Annotated in this window: 22 protein-coding genes and 1 tRNA gene; 11 read left to right on the top strand and 12 right to left on the bottom strand. The window is 67.1% G+C overall.

Translation table 11 applies throughout. The annotated features are described in order from the left end of the window. Positions 1 to 51: 51 nt before the first annotated feature. Both radA and AC1DZQ_RS13575 read right to left on the bottom strand, forming a co-directional pair. A complete protein-coding gene (gene radA, locus AC1DZQ_RS13580) occupies positions 52 to 1,425 on the bottom strand; it encodes a DNA repair protein RadA (RefSeq protein ID WP_476964018.1) in 1,374 nt (457 codons plus the stop codon). 69 nt (positions 1,426 to 1,494) lie between these two features. Continuing rightward, positions 1,495 to 2,622, bottom strand: coding sequence for an FUSC family protein (locus AC1DZQ_RS13575; RefSeq protein ID WP_476964017.1), 1,128 nt, complete (start codon positions 2,620 to 2,622; stop codon positions 1,495 to 1,497). A gap of 295 nt (positions 2,623 to 2,917) precedes the next feature. Between AC1DZQ_RS13575 and pstS the strand changes: the two genes are divergently transcribed. The 4 genes from pstS to pstB all read left to right on the top strand — a co-directional run bounded on the left by pstS (position 2,918) and on the right by pstB (position 7,106). Further along, positions 2,918 to 4,039: a phosphate ABC transporter substrate-binding protein PstS gene (gene pstS, locus AC1DZQ_RS13570; RefSeq protein ID WP_476964016.1), complete on the top strand. Its 1,122-nt coding sequence runs from the start codon at positions 2,918 to 2,920 to the stop codon at positions 4,037 to 4,039. A 196-nt stretch (positions 4,040 to 4,235) separates the two neighbouring features. Continuing rightward, positions 4,236 to 5,168: a phosphate ABC transporter permease subunit PstC gene (pstC, locus tag AC1DZQ_RS13565; RefSeq protein ID WP_476964015.1), complete on the top strand. Its 933-nt coding sequence runs from the start codon at positions 4,236 to 4,238 to the stop codon at positions 5,166 to 5,168. Then, positions 5,169 to 6,278, top strand: a complete 1,110-nt coding sequence (pstA, locus tag AC1DZQ_RS13560; RefSeq protein ID WP_476964014.1) for a phosphate ABC transporter permease PstA — start codon at positions 5,169 to 5,171, stop codon at positions 6,276 to 6,278. Positions 6,279 to 6,326: 48 nt separating this feature from the next. Beyond that, on the top strand, positions 6,327 to 7,106 hold the full coding sequence (gene pstB, locus AC1DZQ_RS13555; RefSeq protein WP_476964013.1) for a phosphate ABC transporter ATP-binding protein PstB: 780 nt from the start codon (positions 6,327 to 6,329) through the stop codon (positions 7,104 to 7,106). A gap of 12 nt (positions 7,107 to 7,118) precedes the next feature. On the opposite strand, the gene AC1DZQ_RS13550 is transcribed toward pstB, so the two are convergent. The 3 genes from AC1DZQ_RS13550 to AC1DZQ_RS13540 all read right to left on the bottom strand — a co-directional run bounded on the left by AC1DZQ_RS13550 (position 7,119) and on the right by AC1DZQ_RS13540 (position 9,803). Continuing rightward, the gene (locus AC1DZQ_RS13550) at positions 7,119 to 8,129 is read right to left on the bottom strand and encodes an inorganic phosphate transporter (RefSeq protein WP_476964043.1); all 1,011 of its coding nucleotides are present in this window, start codon (positions 8,127 to 8,129) and stop codon (positions 7,119 to 7,121) included. A gap of 7 nt (positions 8,130 to 8,136) precedes the next feature. Continuing rightward, positions 8,137 to 8,754 (bottom strand): DUF47 domain-containing protein, encoded by a 618-nt coding sequence (locus tag AC1DZQ_RS13545; protein ID WP_476964012.1) that lies wholly within the window; start codon positions 8,752 to 8,754, stop codon positions 8,137 to 8,139. A 395-nt stretch (positions 8,755 to 9,149) separates the two neighbouring features. After that, the gene (locus AC1DZQ_RS13540; RefSeq protein ID WP_476964011.1) at positions 9,150 to 9,803 is read right to left on the bottom strand and encodes a hypothetical protein; all 654 of its coding nucleotides are present in this window, start codon (positions 9,801 to 9,803) and stop codon (positions 9,150 to 9,152) included. Positions 9,804 to 10,005: 202 nt separating this feature from the next. Between AC1DZQ_RS13540 and AC1DZQ_RS13535 the strand changes: the two genes are divergently transcribed. The 3 genes from AC1DZQ_RS13535 to AC1DZQ_RS13525 all read left to right on the top strand — a co-directional run bounded on the left by AC1DZQ_RS13535 (position 10,006) and on the right by AC1DZQ_RS13525 (position 11,071). Beyond that, positions 10,006 to 10,078, top strand: a tRNA-Lys gene (locus AC1DZQ_RS13535). Positions 10,079 to 10,212: 134 nt separating this feature from the next. Further along, on the top strand, positions 10,213 to 10,707 hold the full coding sequence (locus AC1DZQ_RS13530) for a MarR family winged helix-turn-helix transcriptional regulator (protein WP_476964010.1): 495 nt from the start codon (positions 10,213 to 10,215) through the stop codon (positions 10,705 to 10,707). Positions 10,708 to 10,771: 64 nt separating this feature from the next. After that, positions 10,772 to 11,071 carry a hypothetical protein gene (locus AC1DZQ_RS13525; RefSeq protein ID WP_476964009.1) on the top strand — a complete coding sequence of 100 codons (300 nt, stop codon included), beginning with the start codon at positions 10,772 to 10,774 and terminating at the stop codon, positions 11,069 to 11,071. Here AC1DZQ_RS13525 and AC1DZQ_RS13520 read toward each other — a convergent pair. Then, complete coding sequence (locus AC1DZQ_RS13520) at positions 11,027 to 12,148, bottom strand: lactonase family protein (RefSeq protein WP_476964008.1); 1,122 nt, start codon at positions 12,146 to 12,148, stop codon at positions 11,027 to 11,029. The two genes, AC1DZQ_RS13525 and AC1DZQ_RS13520, sit on opposite strands and share 45 nt — an antisense overlap. A 192-nt stretch (positions 12,149 to 12,340) precedes the next feature. Between AC1DZQ_RS13520 and AC1DZQ_RS13515 the strand changes: the two genes are divergently transcribed. Further along, positions 12,341 to 13,165: a putative protein N(5)-glutamine methyltransferase gene (locus AC1DZQ_RS13515; protein ID WP_476964007.1), complete on the top strand. Its 825-nt coding sequence runs from the start codon at positions 12,341 to 12,343 to the stop codon at positions 13,163 to 13,165. 45 nt (positions 13,166 to 13,210) lie between these two features. Here the strand turns inward: AC1DZQ_RS13515 and AC1DZQ_RS13510 are convergent, their stop codons facing one another. The 5 genes from AC1DZQ_RS13510 to AC1DZQ_RS13490 all read right to left on the bottom strand — a co-directional run bounded on the left by AC1DZQ_RS13510 (position 13,211) and on the right by AC1DZQ_RS13490 (position 16,591). Further along, positions 13,211 to 13,657 (bottom strand): hypothetical protein, encoded by a 447-nt coding sequence (locus AC1DZQ_RS13510; protein WP_476964006.1) that lies wholly within the window; start codon positions 13,655 to 13,657, stop codon positions 13,211 to 13,213. A gap of 158 nt (positions 13,658 to 13,815) precedes the next feature. After that, entirely contained in the window at positions 13,816 to 14,079 is a 264-nt protein-coding gene (locus tag AC1DZQ_RS13505; protein WP_018774889.1) for a GlsB/YeaQ/YmgE family stress response membrane protein, read from the bottom strand. Positions 14,080 to 14,322: 243 nt separating this feature from the next. Beyond that, on the bottom strand, positions 14,323 to 15,294 hold the full coding sequence (locus AC1DZQ_RS13500; RefSeq protein ID WP_476964005.1) for an aldo/keto reductase: 972 nt from the start codon (positions 15,292 to 15,294) through the stop codon (positions 14,323 to 14,325). A 99-nt stretch (positions 15,295 to 15,393) separates the two neighbouring features. Further along, complete coding sequence (locus tag AC1DZQ_RS13495; RefSeq protein ID WP_011690139.1) at positions 15,394 to 15,603, bottom strand: dodecin; 210 nt, start codon at positions 15,601 to 15,603, stop codon at positions 15,394 to 15,396. 52 nt (positions 15,604 to 15,655) lie between these two features. Continuing rightward, complete coding sequence (locus AC1DZQ_RS13490) at positions 15,656 to 16,591, bottom strand: SGNH/GDSL hydrolase family protein (RefSeq protein WP_476964004.1); 936 nt, start codon at positions 16,589 to 16,591, stop codon at positions 15,656 to 15,658. A 162-nt stretch (positions 16,592 to 16,753) separates the two neighbouring features. Here AC1DZQ_RS13490 and AC1DZQ_RS13485 point away from each other — a divergent pair, with 162 nt between their 5' ends. After that, positions 16,754 to 17,011, top strand: coding sequence for a metal-sensitive transcriptional regulator (locus AC1DZQ_RS13485; RefSeq protein WP_390202094.1), 258 nt, complete (start codon positions 16,754 to 16,756; stop codon positions 17,009 to 17,011). 24 nt (positions 17,012 to 17,035) lie between these two features. Here the strand turns inward: AC1DZQ_RS13485 and AC1DZQ_RS13480 are convergent, their stop codons facing one another. Next, positions 17,036 to 17,746 carry a FadR/GntR family transcriptional regulator gene (locus tag AC1DZQ_RS13480; protein ID WP_476964003.1) on the bottom strand — a complete coding sequence of 237 codons (711 nt, stop codon included), beginning with the start codon at positions 17,744 to 17,746 and terminating at the stop codon, positions 17,036 to 17,038. Positions 17,747 to 17,946: 200 nt separating this feature from the next. Here AC1DZQ_RS13480 and AC1DZQ_RS13475 point away from each other — a divergent pair, with 200 nt between their 5' ends. Continuing rightward, entirely contained in the window at positions 17,947 to 19,434 is a 1,488-nt protein-coding gene (locus tag AC1DZQ_RS13475; protein ID WP_476964002.1) for a four-carbon acid sugar kinase family protein, read from the top strand. Positions 19,435 to 19,482: 48 nt separating this feature from the next. After that, positions 19,483 to 20,382 carry an NAD(P)-dependent oxidoreductase gene (locus AC1DZQ_RS13470; RefSeq protein WP_476964001.1) on the top strand — a complete coding sequence of 300 codons (900 nt, stop codon included), beginning with the start codon at positions 19,483 to 19,485 and terminating at the stop codon, positions 20,380 to 20,382. Positions 20,383 to 20,440 lie beyond the last annotated feature (58 nt).

The following is a 20,440-nucleotide window of genomic DNA, read 5'->3' as shown; positions in this document are numbered from 1 at the left end:
TTAAGATACCCCCAGGGGGTATTCCGCGCAAGGGGGCCTGCCTCCGCGGCGTCAGCTGATCAGCAGTCCCAGAGCCTCGGCCAGGTGGCTGACCTCGCGGACCGAGAAGCCCGCCGGAACCGGTCCGTGTCCGTTGGGGCTGGCCGGCACCACGGCATGGGTGAAGCCGAGCCGGTGCGCCTCCTGGATGCGCTGGTTAATGCCGGGCACTGGACGGACTTCGCCGGCCAGGCCCACTTCGCCGAACGCTATGAGCCGCTGGGGGAGCGGCTTCCTGGCCTTGGCCGAAGCCACCGCCAGAGCCACGGCGAGGTCCGTGGCGGGTTCGCTGAGCTTGACCCCGCCGACCGTGGCCACGTAGGAGTCGTCCTTATGCAGCAGGCAGCCTGCCCGCTGCTGCAGCACGGCCAGCAGCATCGCCACGCGCGAGCTGTCCAGTCCGCTGGTGGCGCGGCGGGGCTGGGAGCTGGCGCTCTCGGCGAGCAGTGCCTGGACCTCGGCCAACAGCGGCCGGCGGCCCTCCAGCGTGACCGTGATGCAGGTTCCCGAAACGGGTTCCTTGGTCCGCGAGACGAACAGTCCACTGGGATCGGCGAGACCCTCTATGCCGTCCTCGTTCAGATCGAAGCAGCCGACGTCGTCGGTGGGTCCGTAGCGGTTCTTGACGGCGCGCAGCAGCCGCAGCCGCGAGTGCCGTTCGCCCTCGAACTGGCAGACGACGTCCACTAGGTGCTCCAGCAGCCGGGGCCCGGCGATGGAGCCGTCCTTGGTCACGTGCCCGACCAGCAGCGTGGTCATGTTGCGGCGTTTGGCCGCGGCGATCAGGGAGGCAGCAACCTCGCGCACCTGGGACACCCCGCCGGCGCTGCCCTCGACATCGGCGCTGCTGAGGGTCTGCACGGAGTCCACCACCAGCAGCCGCGGTTCCAGCTTCTCCACCTGCCCCAAGGCCTGCCCGAGGTCCGTTTCGGCGGACAGATACAGGGATTCGGCCACGGCGTCGATCCGGTCCGCGCGGAGCTTGACCTGAGCCGCGGATTCCTCGCCCGTGATGTAGAGGACGTCCTGCGCCGTGCGGGCAAACTTGGCCGCAACGTCCAGCAGCAGCGTGGACTTGCCCACCCCGGGTTCGCCCGCCAAGAGGATCACGGCCCCGGGCACCAGCCCGCCGCCGAGCACGCGGTCGAGTTCGTCCACGCCGGTGGGCAGGAAAGCGGCGGTCGTGGCGTCGACGTCGGCGATCCGGCGGGCCGGTTCCAGGACCGTCGTGGCCGCCGTCGTCCGGGCGACGGCGGTGCCGGTCTCCTCCACGCTGCCCCACGCCTGGCACTCGCCGCAGCGGCCCACCCACTTGGCCGTCGTCCAGCCGCATTCGGCGCATTTATAGCCGGGTGCCTTCGGCCCCCGGGAAGTCTTCGTAGCCATTGGTCCACACTATCGGGGGCCAGCGACAACCGGGCGCCGGCGGCGGGGTCAGAAGAGCCGGGCCGGCAGCTACAGCGGGGGAAGAATGTCCCGGGCTTCCTTGGAATCCAGCCCGGCGGCCTCGAGCAGGTCCACCATGAGCGGGCGGAACAGCATGACCACCGTTTCGCCCTCAAGCAGCTGGACATCCAGCATCCGCGGATGCAGGCGGACGGCGATCTCCCGCAGCTCGGACCGGGCCGTGCGCAGGTGGGCGCGGCGGGCGCCGTCGTGGACTTCTGCCAGGCCCAGCGAGAGCTCGTCGACGGCGGCGGCCGTCTCCTGCAGGACCTCGGCGATGTTCTGGGTGGCCTCGTCCGAGAGCGCAGCATGGTTGATGGCGCTGGTCAGGCGGCGCGCAAAGACCCGGCTGTTGCGCAGCGCGAGGTCGATGTAGTCCAGCGACTGCTCCATCTGGTCCAGCTCGTCCCGGTGCCGCCGGTAGGCGGGGGCCAGGGTGGCCACCTCGCCGGAGGCGCGGAGCGACTGACGCATGGCGTCGACGAGCGGCTGGCAATTCCGCCCCCGGATGAGGGCATGCCAGGCCTTGGTGGAGTCGCTGTAGGTCAGCGCCGACGCGCATTCCCGCAGCACCTCGGCCAGCTCGTGCAGGAGCTTCCTGACGTCACTGCGGGGTTCACGCCGGGGGTCCTTGGGCACGAGGATGGTCATCAGGAGTGCGAACACCCCGCCCACCACGGCGTCGATGCTGCGGGTGAAGGGTCCCCCGATCGGCGCGGGCAGGAGCACCACAAGCACCGACTGCAGGCCCAGCTGGGTGGTGAAGATTGTCCCGCTGTCCAGGAACCTGGCCAGCAGGATGGAGAGAAGGAGCACGACGGCGGCCTGCCAGATTCCGGAACCCAGCCAGTGCAGCAACAGGTCCCCGACCACGATTCCGATCGTGCAGCCCATGCCCACCTCGATGACGCGGCGCAACCTGGGCTCGCGGGAAAACCCGAGGGCAATCAGGGCTGACGTGGCCGCAAACAACGGCGCGGAATGGCCCAGGACGTATTCAGCGAACGCGTAGGCGCCGACGGCGCAGGCGGTCATCTGGATGGCCGGGACCAGGGAGTTCCGGCTCCGGACAAAGCCGGTACGGACCCGGCCGCGCAGGAATCGTGCGCTTGCGGAGAGTCCAGTCGCGGAGGCCATGCCCTCCAGTCTATTTGCTGCCCCGGGGCGGCCCGTCGCTGCCCGTCGCAGACCGGGCCAATCAGCCCAGCAGGCGCCCGAAAGCACGCTGAAGCCGTTACGACTGTGACGCACAGAACACAATGGCTGCCTGCCATATGTAAGCCAATGGCCCCGCGTCGTTTACCGGCCGTTCACTTTGGTCCGCAATTCTCTTCACCTGGGCCACCTACGGTCAGTAAAGGTACAAACCGTACGCATCCCTGCGGGCCTTCTCCGGGCCCGGCACTCACAGCCCTGGAAGGGGTACATTTCAGTGAAGGCACTCCGCTTCGGCCGCAACGCGGCTATCGCTGTCATCGCCGTTGGCGCACTCGCTCTGACCGCTTGCGGTTCGGACAACGCAACCAACACGGCCCAGACAGCGGCACCGTCGGCCTCGGGTCCCGCGGTTACCGGCACCCTGACCGGTATCGGTTCTTCCGCCCAGGGCGCAGCCATGGATGTCTGGAAGACCAACTTTGCTTCCGCCAACCCGGGTGCCAATGTGCAGTACTCCCCGGACGGTTCGGGCGCCGGACGCAAGGCGATCCTTGACGGCTCGGCCCAGTTCGCCGGCTCGGACGCCTACCTCAAGGATGACGAGCTCGCCAGCTCCAAGGAAAAGTGCGGTCCCGACGGGGCCATCGACATCCCGGTCTACATTTCCCCGATCGCCGTGGCCTTCAACCTGCCCGGCATCACGGACCTGAAGCTCGACGCTCCCACCGTTGCCAAGATCTTCCGCGGCGAGGTCGCCAACTGGAACGACCCCGCCATCGCGGCCCTGAACCCGGGCGTCACGCTTCCGGACCTCAAGGTCACCCCGGTGAACCGCTCGGATGACTCCGGCACCACCACCAACTTCACGGACTACCTGTCCGCCGTCGCCCCCGAGGTTTGGACCGACAAGTCCGCCGGCGTCTGGCCCGCGAGCCTGAAGGGCGAGAACGCCAAGGGCACCTCCGGCGTCGTCAAGACTGTCACCGACACCCCCGGCGCCGTGACCTACGCCGACGACTCCGCTGTCAGCGGCAAGCTCGGCACCGCGCAGATCAAGGTCGGCGACTCCTTCACGAAGATCTCCGCCGAGGCCGCTGCCAAGGCAGTCGACCAGGGGAAGCCGGTCGAGGGCCGCAACGCCAACGACCTCGCCATCAAGCTGGACCGCACCACCACGGTCGCGGGTGCCTACCCGATTGTCCTGGTGTCGTACCACATCGTCTGCACCACCTACGACACGCAGGCCACCGCTGACCTGGTCAAGTCGTTCGTCAAGTACGCCGCTTCCGACGCGGGCCAGCAGTCCGCCGCCGAGGCCGCCAAGTCGGCGCCGCTGTCCAAGACCCTCCAGGACAAGGCAACGGCTGCCCTCGAAGCCGTCAAGGCCAAGGCCTAGGGATACGCTGCACCGCGAGGCATAGTGGAAACACGAGCCTGATTAAGGGTTCCCTGCATCATGGCGGCCGTCACCGGCGGCCGCCATGGAGCAGGGAACCGACGCGTTTGTTCTATAGATCAAGATTTGCCGGGCGCCGGCCGCGGAGCCTCCGCAGCCGGCACCCGGATCCCCATCCAAACCGAAGGACCGTGAAGTGACCACCACCTCCCTGACCAAGTCCCGGGGCGCAGGCCACGCCGGTGACAAAGTCTTTTCCGCAGCCACCTTGGCAGCAGGGTGTTTGATCCTCGTCGTGCTCTTCGGCGTGGCACTGTTTCTGGTTATTCAGGCGCTCCCGGCCCTCGTGGCGCCGGCGGACAAGATCCAGGGCGGCGAAGGATTCTTCACCTACATCTGGCCCCTTGTCATCGGCACCCTCATCGCCTCGGTGATCGCACTCGTGATCGCGACGCCGATCGCGATCGGCGTCGCGCTGTTCATCTCGCACTTCGCACCGCGCAAGCTCGCCTCCGGCCTGGGCTACGTGATTGACCTCCTCGCCGCCATCCCGTCCGTGGTCTACGGGGCCTGGGGCGTGGCATTCCTGGCCAAGGAAATCTCGCCGTCGTACAACTGGCTGGCCGACAACATGGGCTGGTTGCCGATCTTCCAAGGTCCGGCCTCCGCCACGGGCAAGACCATCCTGACGGCCGGGATCGTGCTCGCCGTCATGGTCCTGCCGATCATCACCTCCCTGACCCGCGAAATCTTCCTGCAGACCCCCAAGCTGCACGAAGAGGCCGCGCTGGCGCTCGGAGCCACCCGCTGGGAGATGATCCGGATGACCGTGCTGCCGTTCGGCCGGCCCGGAATCATCAGCGCCGTGATGCTGGGACTCGGCCGCGCCCTCGGCGAGACCATGGCTGTCGCACTGGTGCTGTCCTCCGGAGCCCTGACCGCCAGCCTGATCCAGACCGGTAACCAGACCATCGCCGCCGAAATCGCCCTGAACTTCCCCGAGGCCAGCGGGATCAAGGTCAACACGCTGATCGCCGCAGGCCTGGTGCTGTTCGTCATTACCCTCGGCGTGAACATGATCGCCCGGGGAATCATCGCCCGGCACAAAGAATTCTCGGGAGCCAACTAAATGACCTCCACCCTGACTCCGGTTCGCAAGCGCTCGGCGCTGACCAAGGGCCAACTGCCCAAGGCCGCGCCGTACATTGTCCTGGCCGTTGCCTTGATCCTCGGCGCGGCGATTCTGGCGCTGATCGGCTTCAATGCCTTCGGCTGGGCAATCGTCTCCGCCATCCTCTTCGCCGCCGGCCTGGTGGGCTGGAGCCTTGTTGTCGAAGGCGCCCGCAAGGCCAAGGACAAGCTGGCCACCTGCCTGGTTGTGGGCGCCTTCCTGGTTGCCTTGCTGCCCCTGTTCTCGGTGATCTGGACCGTGCTGGTCAATGGACTCCCCGGACTCCTGGACCCGGGTTTCCTCACCACGTCCATGAACGGCGTCACCGGCGCCTTCGACAACAAGACCGTCGAGGAAGGCGCCCCCTTGCTGGGCGGCATCTACCACGCGCTCATGGGCACCCTGCTGATCACGGTGCTCGCCACCCTCATCTCGGTCCCAGTGGGCCTGCTGACCGCGATCTACCTCGTCGAATACGGCGAGGACCGCGCGCTGGCCCGGGCCATCACCTTCTTCGTGGACGTCATGACCGGCATCCCCTCGATTGTCGCCGGCCTGTTCGCCGCGGCCGCCTTCTTCGCGCTGGTCGGCCCGGGCACCAAGACAGGCGCCGTTGCCGCCGTCGCACTGTCGGTGCTGATGATCCCGGTGGTGGTCCGCTCCAGCGAGGAAATGCTCAAGATCGTGCCGAACGAACTCCGCGAGGCCGCCTACGCCCTCGGCGTCCGCAAGTGGCGGACCATCGTCAAGGTGGTCCTCCCGACGGCGATCTCCGGCATCGCGTCCGGCATCACCTTGGCGATCGCCCGCGTGATCGGCGAAACCGCACCGATTCTGGTCACCGCCGGATTCGCGACCACCATCAACACCAACGTGTTCAGCGGATGGATGGCCTCGCTGCCGACGTTCATCTACACCCAGATCCTGAACCCCACGTCGCCGTCCAACCCGGACCCGTCGTCCCAGCGGGCCTGGGGCGCTGCCCTGGTGCTCATCATCCTGGTGATGCTGCTCAATCTTGGCGCCCGCCTGATTGCCAGCAGGTTCGCCCCCAAGACAGGCCGCTAGGCCACCGCCGCGCCCGCCGCCCATACCTCCAGCAAGTGAAGGAACACCATGTCTAAGCGCATCGACGTCAAGGACCTGAACGTCTACTACAGCAAATTCCTGGCCGTCGAAGACGTCAACATCAACATCGAAGCCAAGTCCGTCACCGCCTTCATCGGCCCCTCGGGTTGCGGCAAGTCCACCTTCCTGCGCACCTTGAACCGCATGCACGAGGTCATTCCCGGTGCGAGAGTTGAAGGCGAAGTGCTGTTGGACGGGGACAACCTGTATGGCCCCGGCGTTGACCCGGTTACGGTCCGTTCCCAGATCGGCATGGTGTTCCAGCGCCCCAACCCGTTCCCCACCATGTCCATCCGGGACAACGTGCTGGCCGGCGTGAAGCTGAACAACACGAAGATCTCCAAGGGCGAGGCCGATGTCCTGGTGGAGCGTTCCCTGCAAGGAGCCAACCTGTGGAACGAGGTCAAGGACCGTCTGAGCAAACCCGGCTCCGGACTGTCCGGTGGCCAGCAGCAGCGCCTGTGCATTGCCCGCGCGATTGCCGTCGAACCCCAGGTGATCCTCATGGACGAGCCCTGCTCCGCCTTGGACCCGATCTCGACGCTGGCCATTGAGGACCTCATCAACGAACTCAAGGACCAGTACACGGTGGTGATCGTGACGCACAATATGCAGCAGGCGGCCCGCGTGTCGGACAAGACGGCCTTCTTCAACATTGCCGGTACCGGCAAGCCGGGCAAGCTGATCGAGTTCGGCGATACCCCGACGATCTTCAGCAACCCGTCCGAGAAGGCCACTGAGGACTACGTCTCCGGCCGCTTCGGATAGCCGGCGAGGCCCTTACAGGCCGGCCACCGGCGAGAGCGCCAACTGAAGGACGAACGCGGCGGCGGCGGTGGCAATCGGGGTCAGGACCCAGAACGCCAGGATGCGGATCACGAGCCGGCGGTTGGTGTCCGGGAAAGTCTGGTTGGCGCCGGCGCCGAGGGTTGCCGACGTCACCGTGTGGGTGGTGGAGACGGGCCAGTGCAGCCCGATCGCGCCCACGAGCAGCATTACTGTGCTGTACATCTGTGCGATAAATCCGCGCAGGGGGTCGATCCGGGTCAGCCTGTAGCCAATGGTGTACGAAATCCGCCAGCCGCCTGCCAGGGTTCCCGCCGACATCAAGATGGCCGTCAGCAGGGCCACCCACGACGGCACAGAACCGCCGTCGGAGAGCCCGGCCGCCAGCAGCGCCAGGATCACCACCGCGCTGGTGCGCTGGCCGTCCTGTAACCCGTGCCCAAAGGCAACCGCACCGGCAGCAACGGCCTGGGCCAGGCGGGACCGGGTGTTGACGACGTTGGGTGGCGTGTAGCGGGCGGCCCAGCTGGTGGGCCAGACCAGCAGGTAAGCCCCGATATAGGCGATCACCGGCGAAATGAGCAGTGGCAGCACCACTTGGGACAGGAGCGAGGCGTCAACGCCCGTGACGGGGTTACCGCCGACGGCGACGCTCGCGACCCCGGCCCCGGCGAGCCCGCCGACCAGGGCGTGAGTGGAGGAGGACGGGATGCCGCGCCACCACAGGTAGAGCCCCCAGAGGATGGCACTGAGCAGCCCGGCCAGCAGGATCGTCAGGCCGTTCGTGCCCGGCGGCAGGGACAGCCACGCCTGGCTCACGGCCAGCGCCAGGGCGGCGCTGAGCGCGGCGCCGATGAAGTTGAACAGGCTTGCCAGCAGCACCGCCACCGTTGGGGTCAGCGCCCGCGTCCGCACGGCCAAGGCCACCGACGAGGACGCGTCCCTGAAGCCGTTGAGAAATGCGAAGGCCCCGGCGCAGAGCAGCACCAGGGCAAGGAAGAACATCACCACGTCAGGATTCCTTGACGATGATGCTGCCCACCTGCGTGGCGATCCGGCGCATGTCCTTCGTGACTTCCACGAGCTGGTTCGCGATGTCGCGGTTGCGCGCGTACTGCATCGCCTTCATCTCGTGGAGCATGTCCGCGACCCAGATGCGGTGCGTGCGTTCGGCCCGTTTGGCCAGGCGCAGGATCTCGATCCAGTAGTCCTCAAGGTCGTCCAGATTGTTCAGCTGCCGCATCGCCTCGACCGTGAGTTCGGCCTGGCGGCTGATGATTTCCAGCTGGTCCGCGGCGCGTTTGGGCAGCCGGTCGAGCTTGTAGAGGGACACGAGCTCGGCGGCGGCGTCGAGCTTCTCCATGGCCTCGTTGAGGAAGCGGGACAGCGTGTACATGTCCTCGCGGGGCAGCGGGTTTAGGAAGCTGGTCCGCATGTGGGTCAGGAGGGCAAAGTGCAGCTCCGCTGATTTGGCCTCATGGTTGTGGATGTCTTCCACGAGCCGGGCGTGCTCACTGGCCGGGGCGCCGAGGATCTCCGAGAGTGTTCCAGCGCCCAGCACGATCTGGCGCGCCATCTGGGAGAGCAGGTCCAGGCCGGCGGACTCCTGCGGGAACAGGCGCAGCTTCACGTGGTGTCACCGGTCTTCCGAGGAGGGTTTTGCGGGTGGGGGCGGCCGGCCGTGTGACTTGACGAAGACCAGCGCATAGGCAGTACTTTACCGTCCGCACCGGGTCCGGACGGGACGGACGCGGCATATGACGGCGCCGGCGAAAAACCAGGCAACGCAGGAAAAGAAAGTAGGCAAAGAAGGCATGAAAATGGTGCCGAACCGGATACGCCTCTCGGCGGTAGGCCGCTCTAGGCGGCTAAATGTTGAAGCCCGGGGGTTTCGCGGTTCGGCACCGCTTTCAGTTTTCTACGTAGGTTCTTGCAAGTCAACATTGACAGCCTGCCCACGTCGTGCGTGGCCGGGGTGGTTCCAGCCCGTCATTCGGGCGCCCGCCATCCCGTCGGGCCGGCCTTTTAATCCAGTTCGCCCAGCCGCCACGCATTGGCAGCGTGTTCGAGGTCCTCGGCCGTCTTGACCAGAAGATGCGAGTTGCGGGTGAGCTTGCTGGCGTGGTTCTCGTTGCTGTGCTCGGCGTTGTCCGCAAGCGTCGCCTGGCCCAGGGCCACCACGCGGCAGAACGCGGCGGAACGTTCCAGCGCGACGTCGAATTCGCCGTCGAACGCCCCGGAGAGGATGGCGTCCGCCATGGACTTCATCTCATCGGCGCCGGGCGGTTCGGCGGCGCCGGCCACCACATGCGAAACCTGGGCCGTGTCCTTGCCCGCTTTGAAGTAGACGGAGATTCGCTCGGGATCCTGGATGGTGGCGGCCCGCAGGGCGTACAGGCGCCACAGCGCGCCGGGGAGGGACCGGGCGGGGCTTTCGGCCCACATTTCGGCGATCGCTTCCAGGCCCTGCTCATCGGCGAGTTTGACGAGCCGCCTGGTGATTGTGGGGTCGTCGCTGTCCCGGCCGCGGCGCACGAGCGCCTGCGCGGCCAAGTGGGCCGCCTCCGAAACGCGGGCAGGATCGGCCCCTCCGGCGAAGGGCTCGAAGTCGATCGGTGCGAAGGGCTTCGGCTTGTGGTGCCGCGGGCCGGGGGCGCTTGATCCTGCTTGCTCGCTCATGCCCCCACGCTACTCCAGTGCCGCAAGGGAATCGAGGATCGGTGTGCGCTGCTGCCGGTGACCGCCGTTGATCGACGACGCCGGTCCCGGCAACGTGAAAAAGGCGGCCCGGGTCTGGGGTACAGTATTAAACGTCCAGAAATGGACTGGGCTGAAACGCGCCGCAGCGGCGGATTTATCCGCTGTTCGGAGCCAACGGCTGGGGCCTTTAGCTCAGTTGGTAGAGCATCGGACTTTTAATCCGTGGGTCGTGGGTTCGATCCCCACAGGGCCCACTCTTTTAGCGAAGAGTGGTAAAACCCCGGTTTCCTGGCAACAGGAGGCCGGGGTTTTTTGTGCCGCGGGGCGCTGTGGCTGCAGCCGCTGGATTGTACGGCTGGCTAGTTATCAGTTCCGCTAGGCTTGGCGGATGGACTCCCTCGGCGCCTCCGGATACTGGTATGGCCCCGATGACAGCCTGGATCCCCCTGCGGCGATCCTGCAGGCCCTCCGCGACTATCGGATCTCGGAAGTGGCCACCCGGCGGTCCACCCGCGATTCTATGGGGATGGGCGAGACGGACCTGCTGGCTTTGCGCTACCTGCTGCGGGCCCAGTCGACCGGCGAGCGGGTTGGTCCGAAGGACCTTAGTCGTGTCCTGGGCATCACTACCGCTTCCACCACGTCGCTGATCGACCGGCTTGTGGCCAGCGGGCACGTCCGGCGTGAGCCGCACCCGACTGACCGGCGCTCGCTCGTGGTCGTGCCCACGGTGGCGACGGATTCCGAAGTCCGCGCCACGCTTGGACACATGCACCGGCGGATGATGGAAGTGGCCGAATCTATGAGTGCCGAGGACGCCCGGGTGGTCATTACTTTCCTGCGCAGGATGGGCGCGGCCATCGGTGACGAGCGGCCCAACTAGCTCGTTTAACTACTTATATGTATGCTTACTACTTGTTTTTTCGATCTCAACGAGAGTAGGCGCCGTGGCTGAATCCGCAACCCTGACCGGGGACCCTGCGACAGTTCTCTCGCCCAGCGCCCCGCTGCACTGCGGCGCACCCATGCAGTGGAGCGCACCGGAGACGGGCGCCGTGCCCTCCTACTCGTTCGGGCCCGCCGACCCGTCCCTCGATCTTCCTGCCCTGTGGCGCTGCCCCTGCGGCTTCCAGCTGGACGGTGGTTTCCAGTTGGAGGGTAATTTCCCGCTGGACGGTGGGTTCCAGTTGGAGGGTGTCGAATCAGGTGTCGACCAGGATGCTGCGCGGCTTGCCGCGGCCTGCTGACCCGGCCGGCACCAACGCGGTGGGGGAGGCCACCTGCAGCTGGTCCGCGGGGATCCCCGGCAACCCTGATTCCGCGTCCAGGGGAAACGACACGATGTCGCCGGAGCGTTCGTGGGCGACGTGCAGCAACCCATCGCGGACCAGGTGGTGCCGGGGCCAGTTCCCGCCGCTGGGAACATCGGCCACCGGATGCAGCCCCGCGCCTCCGGGCTCTACCTCCAGCACGCAGATCCGGTTCGACCCGCGGACGCCCACATAGGCGTGCCTGCCGTCGCCCGCCAATGCGATCTCGGCCGCTGCATCGTCCGGCAGTGCCCCGCCGGCGGTAGCAGGCCCGACGAAACCGAGCCGGAACTCCCCGGAGTCCGGCGACAACCCGGCCACGGCCACCTCGATTGAATACTCGGTCACCACAAAGACGTGGCCGCCCGGGTGCTGGACCAGGTGCCGGGGGCCGCTGCCCCGCGGCAGGACCACCTCATGGTCCAGGACCGGCTCCAAAGCCAGCCCCGGCCCGGAGCGGACATCCCAGATCCGCAGGAGGTCGTGGCCGAGATCGGTGGTCATCACCCGGCCGCCGGCCAGCATGAGCGCGGCATGCGCGCGGCTGGGCCGCTTTTCCCGGTCGGAGGGGCCGCCGTCGGGAGCCTCACCGTACGGGTCGCGCGATTCGACGGCGGCGGTCCGGTCAATGATGCCGCCGTCGGCGTCGAGCCCGTAGAACAGCACCTGGCCGTCGCCCCAGCAGCAGACCACGAGGAAGCGGCCGGAAGGCTCGACGGCGACATGGCAGGCCGCGTCACCGGCCGGCCATGCGGGACCCGCGGGCTCCAGGCCAAACGCCCCGGCCCGGCGGTAGGCCCGGACGGTCCTGGCCTGCTCCGCCACGGCGTAGACCACAGGGAGCGAAGGGTGGACCGCCAGGAAGGACGGCGAGTCGGCCGCCGCCGCAACCCCCAACCAGTGCAGTGTGCCGTCGGCCGCGGCGGCAACCGCGCCGATCCCCGTGCCGCCGCCGCCAGAGTCAGCTGTGTAGGAGCCGGTCCAGATGAGATCGTGTGCGGGGATGGAGTCCATGCTGACATCCTGCCAGCCGGCCCTGCCGAGGCGTCACAATCAGGCGCCTTCGGTAGCATGGGGAATCCGAGCAACTGCAGCAAAAGGAGGTGGGTCCCGTTCACGCAAGTCCAGAAAGGATGCCCGCCGGGCAGTGCCGGCTTTGGCCAGCTCACGGTGAGGGCGTCTGACACCAGACCGAAAGGCGCTCCCATGCCAGTAATCCGCCACCTTTCCCCGCGCGCGACCCTCACGGCCAGGCTCCGTGCGGCTGGCTGCGTGTTTGCCGAAGACGAAGCCCGCCTGTTGATCGAGGCAGCCCCGACGCCGGAGGCACTCGAAGAGATGGCCAGCCGGAGGGTTGCGGGCCTTCCCCTTGAACACATTCTCGGCTGGGCGGAATTTTGCGGACTCCGCATCGCTGTCGACGCCGGAGTCTTCGTGCCGCGGCGGCGGACGGAATTTCTCGTCCGGCAGGCCACTTCGCTGCTGGACGCATGGCGTATGGCGCCCGGTGCTGGCCCGGCGCCCGTCGTTGTCGATCTCTGCTGCGGGTCCGGCGCTGTCGGTGCGGCGCTTGCCGCGCTCGCCGGCCCCGCCGAACTCCACTGCGCCGATATCGACCCAACGGCTGTGGCGTGTGCGCGCACCAACGTCCTGCCGCTGGGCGGGGAGGTCCATGAAGGCGATCTCTATGCTCCGCTCCCGGCGGGACTGCGGGGCCGCGTCCGATTGTTGGCCGTCAATGCCCCCTACGTTCCGTCGGCGGACATTGAAACCATGCCGCAGGAGGCGCGCTTGCATGAGCCGCGGGCCTGCCTCGACGGCGGCGTCGACGGGCTGGAGGTACAGCGGCGGGTCGCCGCGGGCGCGCGGCAGTGGCTGGTGCCCGGCGGCCACGTGCTGATGGAGACCAGCCGCCGGCAGGCCGCGCAGACGGCCGGAATTTTTCGAAGGCACGGACTGGCGGCCCGCGTGCTGCGCTCTGAGGAGCTTGGGGCTACGGTGGTGGCCGGCGCGCTGGTGCCTTCCGGCTGACGGCAGCAATCCGCGGGTGGCGACGGCGCTCTCTGCAGGGACCTTCTAGGGCAGTTTGTCCCCGTCCACGTTGGTGGCCGGACCGGCCGGCGTGGCGCCGCCCTCGTCCGACCAGTCCTGGCCGTCCCGGTCGGTGAGCGCCGGGTCGGAATGGACATCGCGGGCCGTGGGTACGGGCGTTCCGGGCGTGGCTGTTCCCTGCGTGGCAGTTCCGGGCGTGGCCGCGGAGGTACTCCCGTGTCCGGCTTCGCGGTGAACGGCGGAGCTGATGACAGTACCCGCGCGGCGGGCGGCTTCGCCGAGATGCTCGGAGACCTCGGGGGCTTTGTCCTTGACCGTTTCGGCTGCCGCGGCCACCTTGTCCTGGACCGGCTTGCTTTGCCAAAGTTCTGTGCTCCGGGCCTTGAGCTTGTCATAGGCCGCGCGGCCGGACCTCGATCCCAGGACATATCCTGCTGCCACTCCGATGCCGAAAAGAAGTTTGCCTTTCACGTTGTGCTCCTGCTCCCTGACGTAGGTAAAAAGTAGACGTTTCTGAACAGGGGTGGCGGGGCTGACTCGAACGATCCGCAGGCCACCTTGCCTGTCAAACTAATGCAAAAAACCGGCCCCGGGAATATCCCGGGACCGGTTTCCGGTCAGTCTCCGTGTTAGCGGGCTGAGCGCTTGCTGATCATGCCGTAAACGAGCAGGACGATGATCGCACCGCCGATGGCCAGCAGCCAGGTCGACAGCGAGAAGAACTCGTTGATGCCCACGCCGAACAGTGCGCTGCCGATGAATCCGCCCAGGAGGGCGCCGACGACGCCGAGGATCAGAGTGATGATGATGCCACCGCCCTGACGTCCCGGGAGGATGGCCTTAGCGATTGCTCCGGCGATGAGGCCCAGAATCAGAAATGCGAGAAAACCCATTTTTCGTTCCTTCTTCTTTCATAGAGGAGGCACCCGGATCGCCGGGTGCGCTTCATCCTTCTGCCCTAATACTAATCATGCTTAGTATAAAAGAGCCACCCGACTCCCCGTGGGTTTGGCCGGGGGAGTGCAAAAACAGCCGGGTATGGCCGGACGATTCACGGGAGTTCACGCCGTGTACGGGCTTTGTTCAATTTGTCTTTTGTTCAGTTGTTCGCTGGGATGCCCGACGCCGCCCGCGGCCTACCACGCGTAGTCTTCCGGCGCCGTGCGGTGGCCCGGGAAAATCTCGTCGAGGCGCTTGAGCGCGTCGGCCTCGAGCTTCAATTTGTGAGCCCTGACGGAGGCTTCCAGCTGCTCCAGGGTACGGGGGCCGATGATCGGGGCGGTGACCGCCGGCTGGTGGAGCAGCCATGCGAGTGCCACGTCCGCCGGCTCCTGGCCCAGTTCGGCGGCGAAGTCCTCGTAGCGCCGGATCTGTTTCTGGTGCGACTTGAGCGCATCGAGGGCCCGGCCCGCGATGCGGCGGACGCCGTCGCCCTCGTTCTTCAGCACTCCGCCCAGCAGGCCGCCGTGCAGCGGCGACCATGGCAGGATCCCCAGGCCATAATGCTGGGCGGCAGGGATGACTTCCAGTTCCACGTCCCGGGTCAGCAGGTTGTAGATCGACTGTTCGCTGACCAGCCCGTTGTAGTTGCGGCGGGCCGCGGTTTCCTGGGCCCGGGCGATGTGCCACCCGGCAAAGTTGCTGCTGCCGGAGTACAGGATCTTGCCTTGCTGGACGGCGACCTCGATAGCCTGCCAGATCTCATCCCAGGGCGTGTTCCGGTCCACGTGATGGAACTGGTACAGATCTATGTAGTCCGTCTGCAGCCGTTTCAGGCTGGCATCGAGCGCCCGGCGGATGTGCAGCGCCGAGAGCTTCGACTCATTGGGCCGGTCCGTCATGGTGCCGAACAGCTTGGTGGCGAGCACCGTGCGCTCACGGCGCTCGCCACCTTGGGCGAACCAGCGGCCGAGGATTTCCTCCGTCCAGCCGCGGTGGCTCGAGCCGCCGTACACATTGGCGGTGTCGACAAAATTGATGCCAGCGGCCAGCGCGGTGTCCAGGATCGCGAAGGCCTGCGTCTCCTCGGTCTGCGGGCCAAAGTTCATGGTGCCCAGGCAAAGGCGCGAGACTGTCAGGCCGGAGCGGCCCAGATGCGTATAGCGCATGAAGTTTTCCTCTCCGCCCGGACCTCCTCCGTCCGGACGGGTTGCGGGTTTTCTCCGAAGGCGGGGCGGTGTGTGCCGCCACTGCCCCGGAGGCTGGCGTCAGCGCTCCAGACGGAAACCGAGTTTGATGGTGACTTGCCAGTCGGCGACCTGCCCGTTTTCAAGGTGGCCGCGGATCTCCTTGACTTCGAACCAGTCAAGGTTCCTCAGGGTCTTGGCGGCCTCGGCAATGCCGTTCCGGACGGCGGCATCGACGCCCTCGTTCGAGGTTCCGACAATTTCAGAAATGCTGTAAGTGTGATTAGACAACTTCGCTCCTCATGATCGCCATCAATGCCCGGCTGTGGGCCGTTCCTGCAGACTAGCCGACCGAACCCGGCCGGACTAGGGGTTTGTGCCCGGAGTCCGGGACCCCTGGAGGCGGTCCCGGCAGCGGGCGTTTGGCCTGCCGGGGCGGGGCGTCTGCCCGCGGCCTGATCCGGCTCACCATCCAGGGCAGCATGTAGTGCGCCATCCAAGCCAGGTCACCGGCCCGGGCTTCCCGCCAGTTGCCCGGCGGCATGGGCTTGGGCTCCAGCGGCCGCAGGCGGTGTGGCACGCTGAGCGTGTCCAGGACCATGGCCGCAATGGTGTGGTGTCCCAGCGGCGAGAAGTGCAGGCGGTCCGGATCCCACATCCGCGGATCGCTCAGTTGCCGCAGGGCCCACAAATCAGCGATGACAACATCGCGCCGGGCAGCGATGACACGAATGTTCTCGTTGAATACCGCGACCTTCCCCCGGATGTGGCCGAACACGGCGGTCTCGCCCCAGTCCGGGCCGGTGAACAGGACCACCGTGGCCCCGGTGGCCGAGAGCGCCGCCACGGCGTCGTCCAGGGCCGCGGCCATCCGGTCCGGATCGCCGCGATGGAACACGAGATCGTTCCCGCCGGCCGAGAGGGTGACGAGGTCAGGCTTCAGGTTCAGGGCCGGTCCGAGTTGCTGGTCGAGGATTTCGCGCAGGACCAGGCCGCTGATGGCAAGGTTTGCGTACCCGAACTCGCGGCGGCCCTCGCCGAGTTCCTCGGCAATGCGGTCCGCCCACCCCCGTATGCCGCCGGGGCTCAGCGGTTCCGGGTCGCCGACGCCTGCTGTGAACGAGTCGCCTAAGGCGACGTACCGGCTCCACGGCCGTGAACGCCAGGCACCGGACTGCCCGCGTCCGGAGCCCTGATCCCCTGAATGCCACGGCCCCGCGGCGGGGATGTTGACGCCGGTATGGCCGGCGTCCGGCTCGAGGAACCTGGCGGCGTTCACATCACCAGCATTACGCCGGTATTCCCTGCCGCGCTAGGTACTTACGCCCCTAGCGAGGCGTCGTGGCGGCGTCGGCGGCCGCCCCGGGCGGTCCGGCATCCGAAGGGCAAAATACTCAGGGGGGTATAAAGTGAAGCCTGACGCATCGAACCGGAGGAACCAATGGAACTCGATCCCACCGACATGAAGCCTGTCATCAACCGGCTTCGCCGCGCCCAGGGGCAGCTCGCGGCAGTCACAAGGATGATCGAGGAGGGTCGTGACTGCAAGAGCGTCGTGACCCAGCTGGCGGCCGTCTCGAGCGCCCTGGACAAAGCGGGATTCGCCATCATTGCCACGGGCCTGCAGCACTGCATGCAGCAGGAAGACCCCAGCCTGGACCGGGCCGAACTCGAGAAGCTCTTCCTCTCGCTCGCCTGAACCGCAAGTCCTTGTGGTCCCGCGTCAGGCGGGTCCTTCGGCCAGGACATACGTCTTCAGGTCGTCAAGGGTCTGTTGCATGTGGGCGTCCATGGCGTCGCGGGCGCGGTGCGGGTCGCGTGAGGCCAAGGCATCCGCGATGTTCTGGTGGTGCCCGATGGCGTGTTCCTGGATCTGGGGCACCTTGGATGTTTCCGTCCGCCGCTTTTCCAGCACGCGGTGCAAGGGTTCGAACAACGCGGCGACGAAGACGTTTTCCGACGCCTGCAGGATGAGGTCGTGGAAGGCGAGGTCCGCCTCGACGAATGCGGCCAGATCGTTGTTCTCGTGCGCCAGACGCATCTTTTCGACGTGTGCGCGCAGGGCCTCGATGTCGGAGTCCGCCATCCGCCCGGCGGCCAGTTCGCAGGCGCCCGTCTCCAGCATCCGGCGCAGCTCAATGAGCTGAATAGCGGCCGAGGCGTCGTTCGTGCCCTCCGACGCCGCCCGCAGCACGGCGTCCAGGGAGCCCCAGCGGTTGACCGGGTTCACGAATGTGCCGCGGCCTCGTTCCACGCTGAGAATCCGCTGGGCTTCAAGGGTCTTCATCGCCTCGCGTACGGTCATGCGGCTCACCTCGTGCACAGAGCTGAGCTCCAGTTCGCCGGGGACGCTCGCGCCGGGCGGGAATTCGCCGGCAATGATCCGGTCCAGCAGTTCGTCGGCCACTACGCCGACCAGCGATTTCCTAGCCAATTCTCCCCGTCCAGCGACCCGTTGCCTGATTTTTGTCTCATGGCGCTTCCTGACGGCCAAGTCTACTTGCGCGTCGTTGTGCCATATGCCACACTAGCACTCAGATGCAAGATGTCTGACATCTTACATTTAGTCCCTTCTGCGGCTCGCGGAGAACCGCAGTTTTTCCACTGATAGATCCACACACAATGGAGTGCATAGTGCCCCTCGAAGCAGACGTGCTGGCCGCTTTCCCCGCGGAAGTACAGATCCCCGCCCGCCTGGTGGCAGACAGCGTAGCCGCCTCCGCCGAGGCGTCCCCCCGTATCCTGGTAGTGCTCGACGACGACCCCACGGGCACCCAGTCCGTGGCGAACCTGCCGGTCCTCACCCGCTGGGAAGTGGCGGACTTCGACTGGGCATTCGCCTACGAAGTCAACGGCCAGCGCCAGCGCGCGGTCTACGTGCTGACCAACACCCGCAGCCTTGACCCTGCCGAGGCGGCTGGCCGCAACGAGGAGGTCGTCCGGAACGCCCTCGCGGCCGCCGCATCCGCTGATCCCGCGCTGCGCCTCAGCTTTGTCAGCCGCAGCGATTCCACCCTCCGCGGCCACTACCCGCTCGAACCCGACGTCATCGCCGCCACCGTCACCGCCGTCAACGGCGAGACAACGGACGGCGTCGTGATCGTCCCCGCGTTCCCCGACGCCGGCCGCGTGACGATCGGCGGCGTGCACTACATGCGAGGCACCGGCGACGACGCCGGCAAGCTCACCCCCGTCGCCGAGACGGAATTCGCCAAGGACGCCAGTTTCGGGTTCGCCAACTCCGAGATGGCCAAGTACGTGGAGGAAAAGTCCCAGGGCCGCTTCTCCGCAGACTCGGTGATCGTCCTGGATCTGGACATCATCCGGGCCTCCACCGATCCGAACATCTCCGCCAAGGCCATTGCCGACGCCATCGACGCCGCCACGGACTCCACCCCAATCGTGGCGGACATCGTCACCGAAAACGATCTGCGGGCCCTGTCCCTGGGCCTGGAAGAAGCAGAACACCGCGGCAAGAAGCTCCTCTACCGCGTCGGCCCGCCGTTCGTCCGCGCACGGATCGGCCAGGAGATCCGCACCGAACTCAGCGGCGAGGAAGCCTACGCCGGCAACACCCCGTCGGAGGCCGGCGGCCTGATCGTCGTTGGCTCGCATGTGGGCGTCACTACCCGTCAGCTCAAGGTCCTTACCGAGCAGCACAGCGCCGCCCGCATCGTGGAAATCGACGTCGAGAAATTGCTCGGCGAAGACGCGGACAGCCACCTGGACCAGACCGTTGACACGGTCGTCGATGCCCTGCATGGTGGCGACGTCATCGTCCACACCAGCCGCCTGCTCATCAAGACCGATGACGCCGCCGAAAGCCTGCGGATCGCGCGCACCGTCTCGGCCGCCGTCGTCTCCGTCGTCAATCGCACGCTCAAGACCTTCCCGCCGCGGTTCGTCATCGCCAAGGGCGGCATCACGTCCTCCGACGTCGCCGCCCACGGCCTGGAGATCCGGCACGGGATCGTCCGCGGGCCCATGCTGCCGGGCATCGTGAGCCTCTGGGAACCGGTGGACGGGCCCGCGAAGGGCATCCCGTACATCGTCTTCGCCGGAAACGTCGGCGACGACGAGTCCCTCGCCCAAGTCACCCGCAAACTCAGCAACACCTTCTGACCAACCTCAACACCGCACGCCACAACACGTCATTCGATGGAGAACACCATGACCAGCAACTACACCATCACCGTCCTGGGCCTTGGCGCCATGGGCCTGCCCATGGCCACGCGCCTGGCAAGCCAGCTCACCGTCCACGGCTTCGACATCGCCGAGCCGCGCCTGAAGCTGGCTGAAGAGGCCGGCATCCGCACCTTCGCCTCCGCACGGGAAGCCTCGGAAGGCGCCGACGCGCTGCTGCTGGCCGTGCGCAACGGTGAACAGCTCAACGATGTCCTCTTCGGCGAGAACGGCGTGGCCTCCGTGCTCAAGCCGGGCGCCGTCGTGATCCTGGGCAGCACCGTGGGCACCGAGGCCATCCCGGCCGCCGTGGACCGCCTGGCCGAATACGGCGTCGAACTGGTTGATGCCCCGCTTTCCGGCGGCCCCAAGCGTGCCGGCGAAGGCGACCTGCTGATCGTGGTGGGCGCATCGCACGAGGCCCAGGAAAAGGCCCGCCCGGCCCTGGAGCTGCTGGCCTCCACCCTGACCGTGGTGGGCGACAAGCCCGGCGACGGCCAGGCCCTCAAGACCGTCAACCAGCTGCTCTGCGGCATCCACATCGCCGCTGCCGCCGAGGCCATGGCCCTGGCCGACGCCCTCGGCCTGGACCAGGCCAAGACCCTCGCCGCCCTCGAAGCCGGCGCGGCGGGCTCCTTCATGCTCTCCAACCGCGGCCCGCGCATCCTGGAGGCCTACACGGAAAACGGTGCCGAGGTCCTCAGCCGCCTGGACATCTTCGTCAAGGACATGGGGATCGTCGGCAAGGCCACCCGCGCCGCCGGCCTCGCCGCCCCCGTGGCCGCCGCCGCGGAGCAGCTCTACCTCCTGGGCCAGGCCCAGGGCCTCGCCGCCGCCGACGACTCCGCCGTCATCAAGGTCATCGCCCCCACCAAGCGCACCGCCTAACCAGCCATCCCACCCCCGACGACGGCGGTCCCCCCTCCGCCGTCGCCGGGCCCCTCCC

The organism is Arthrobacter sp. P1_C12_2 (assembly GCF_056406415.1).
The sequence above is the reverse complement of the archived record's forward strand: the minus strand, read 5'-3'. Positions and strand labels throughout refer to the sequence as shown.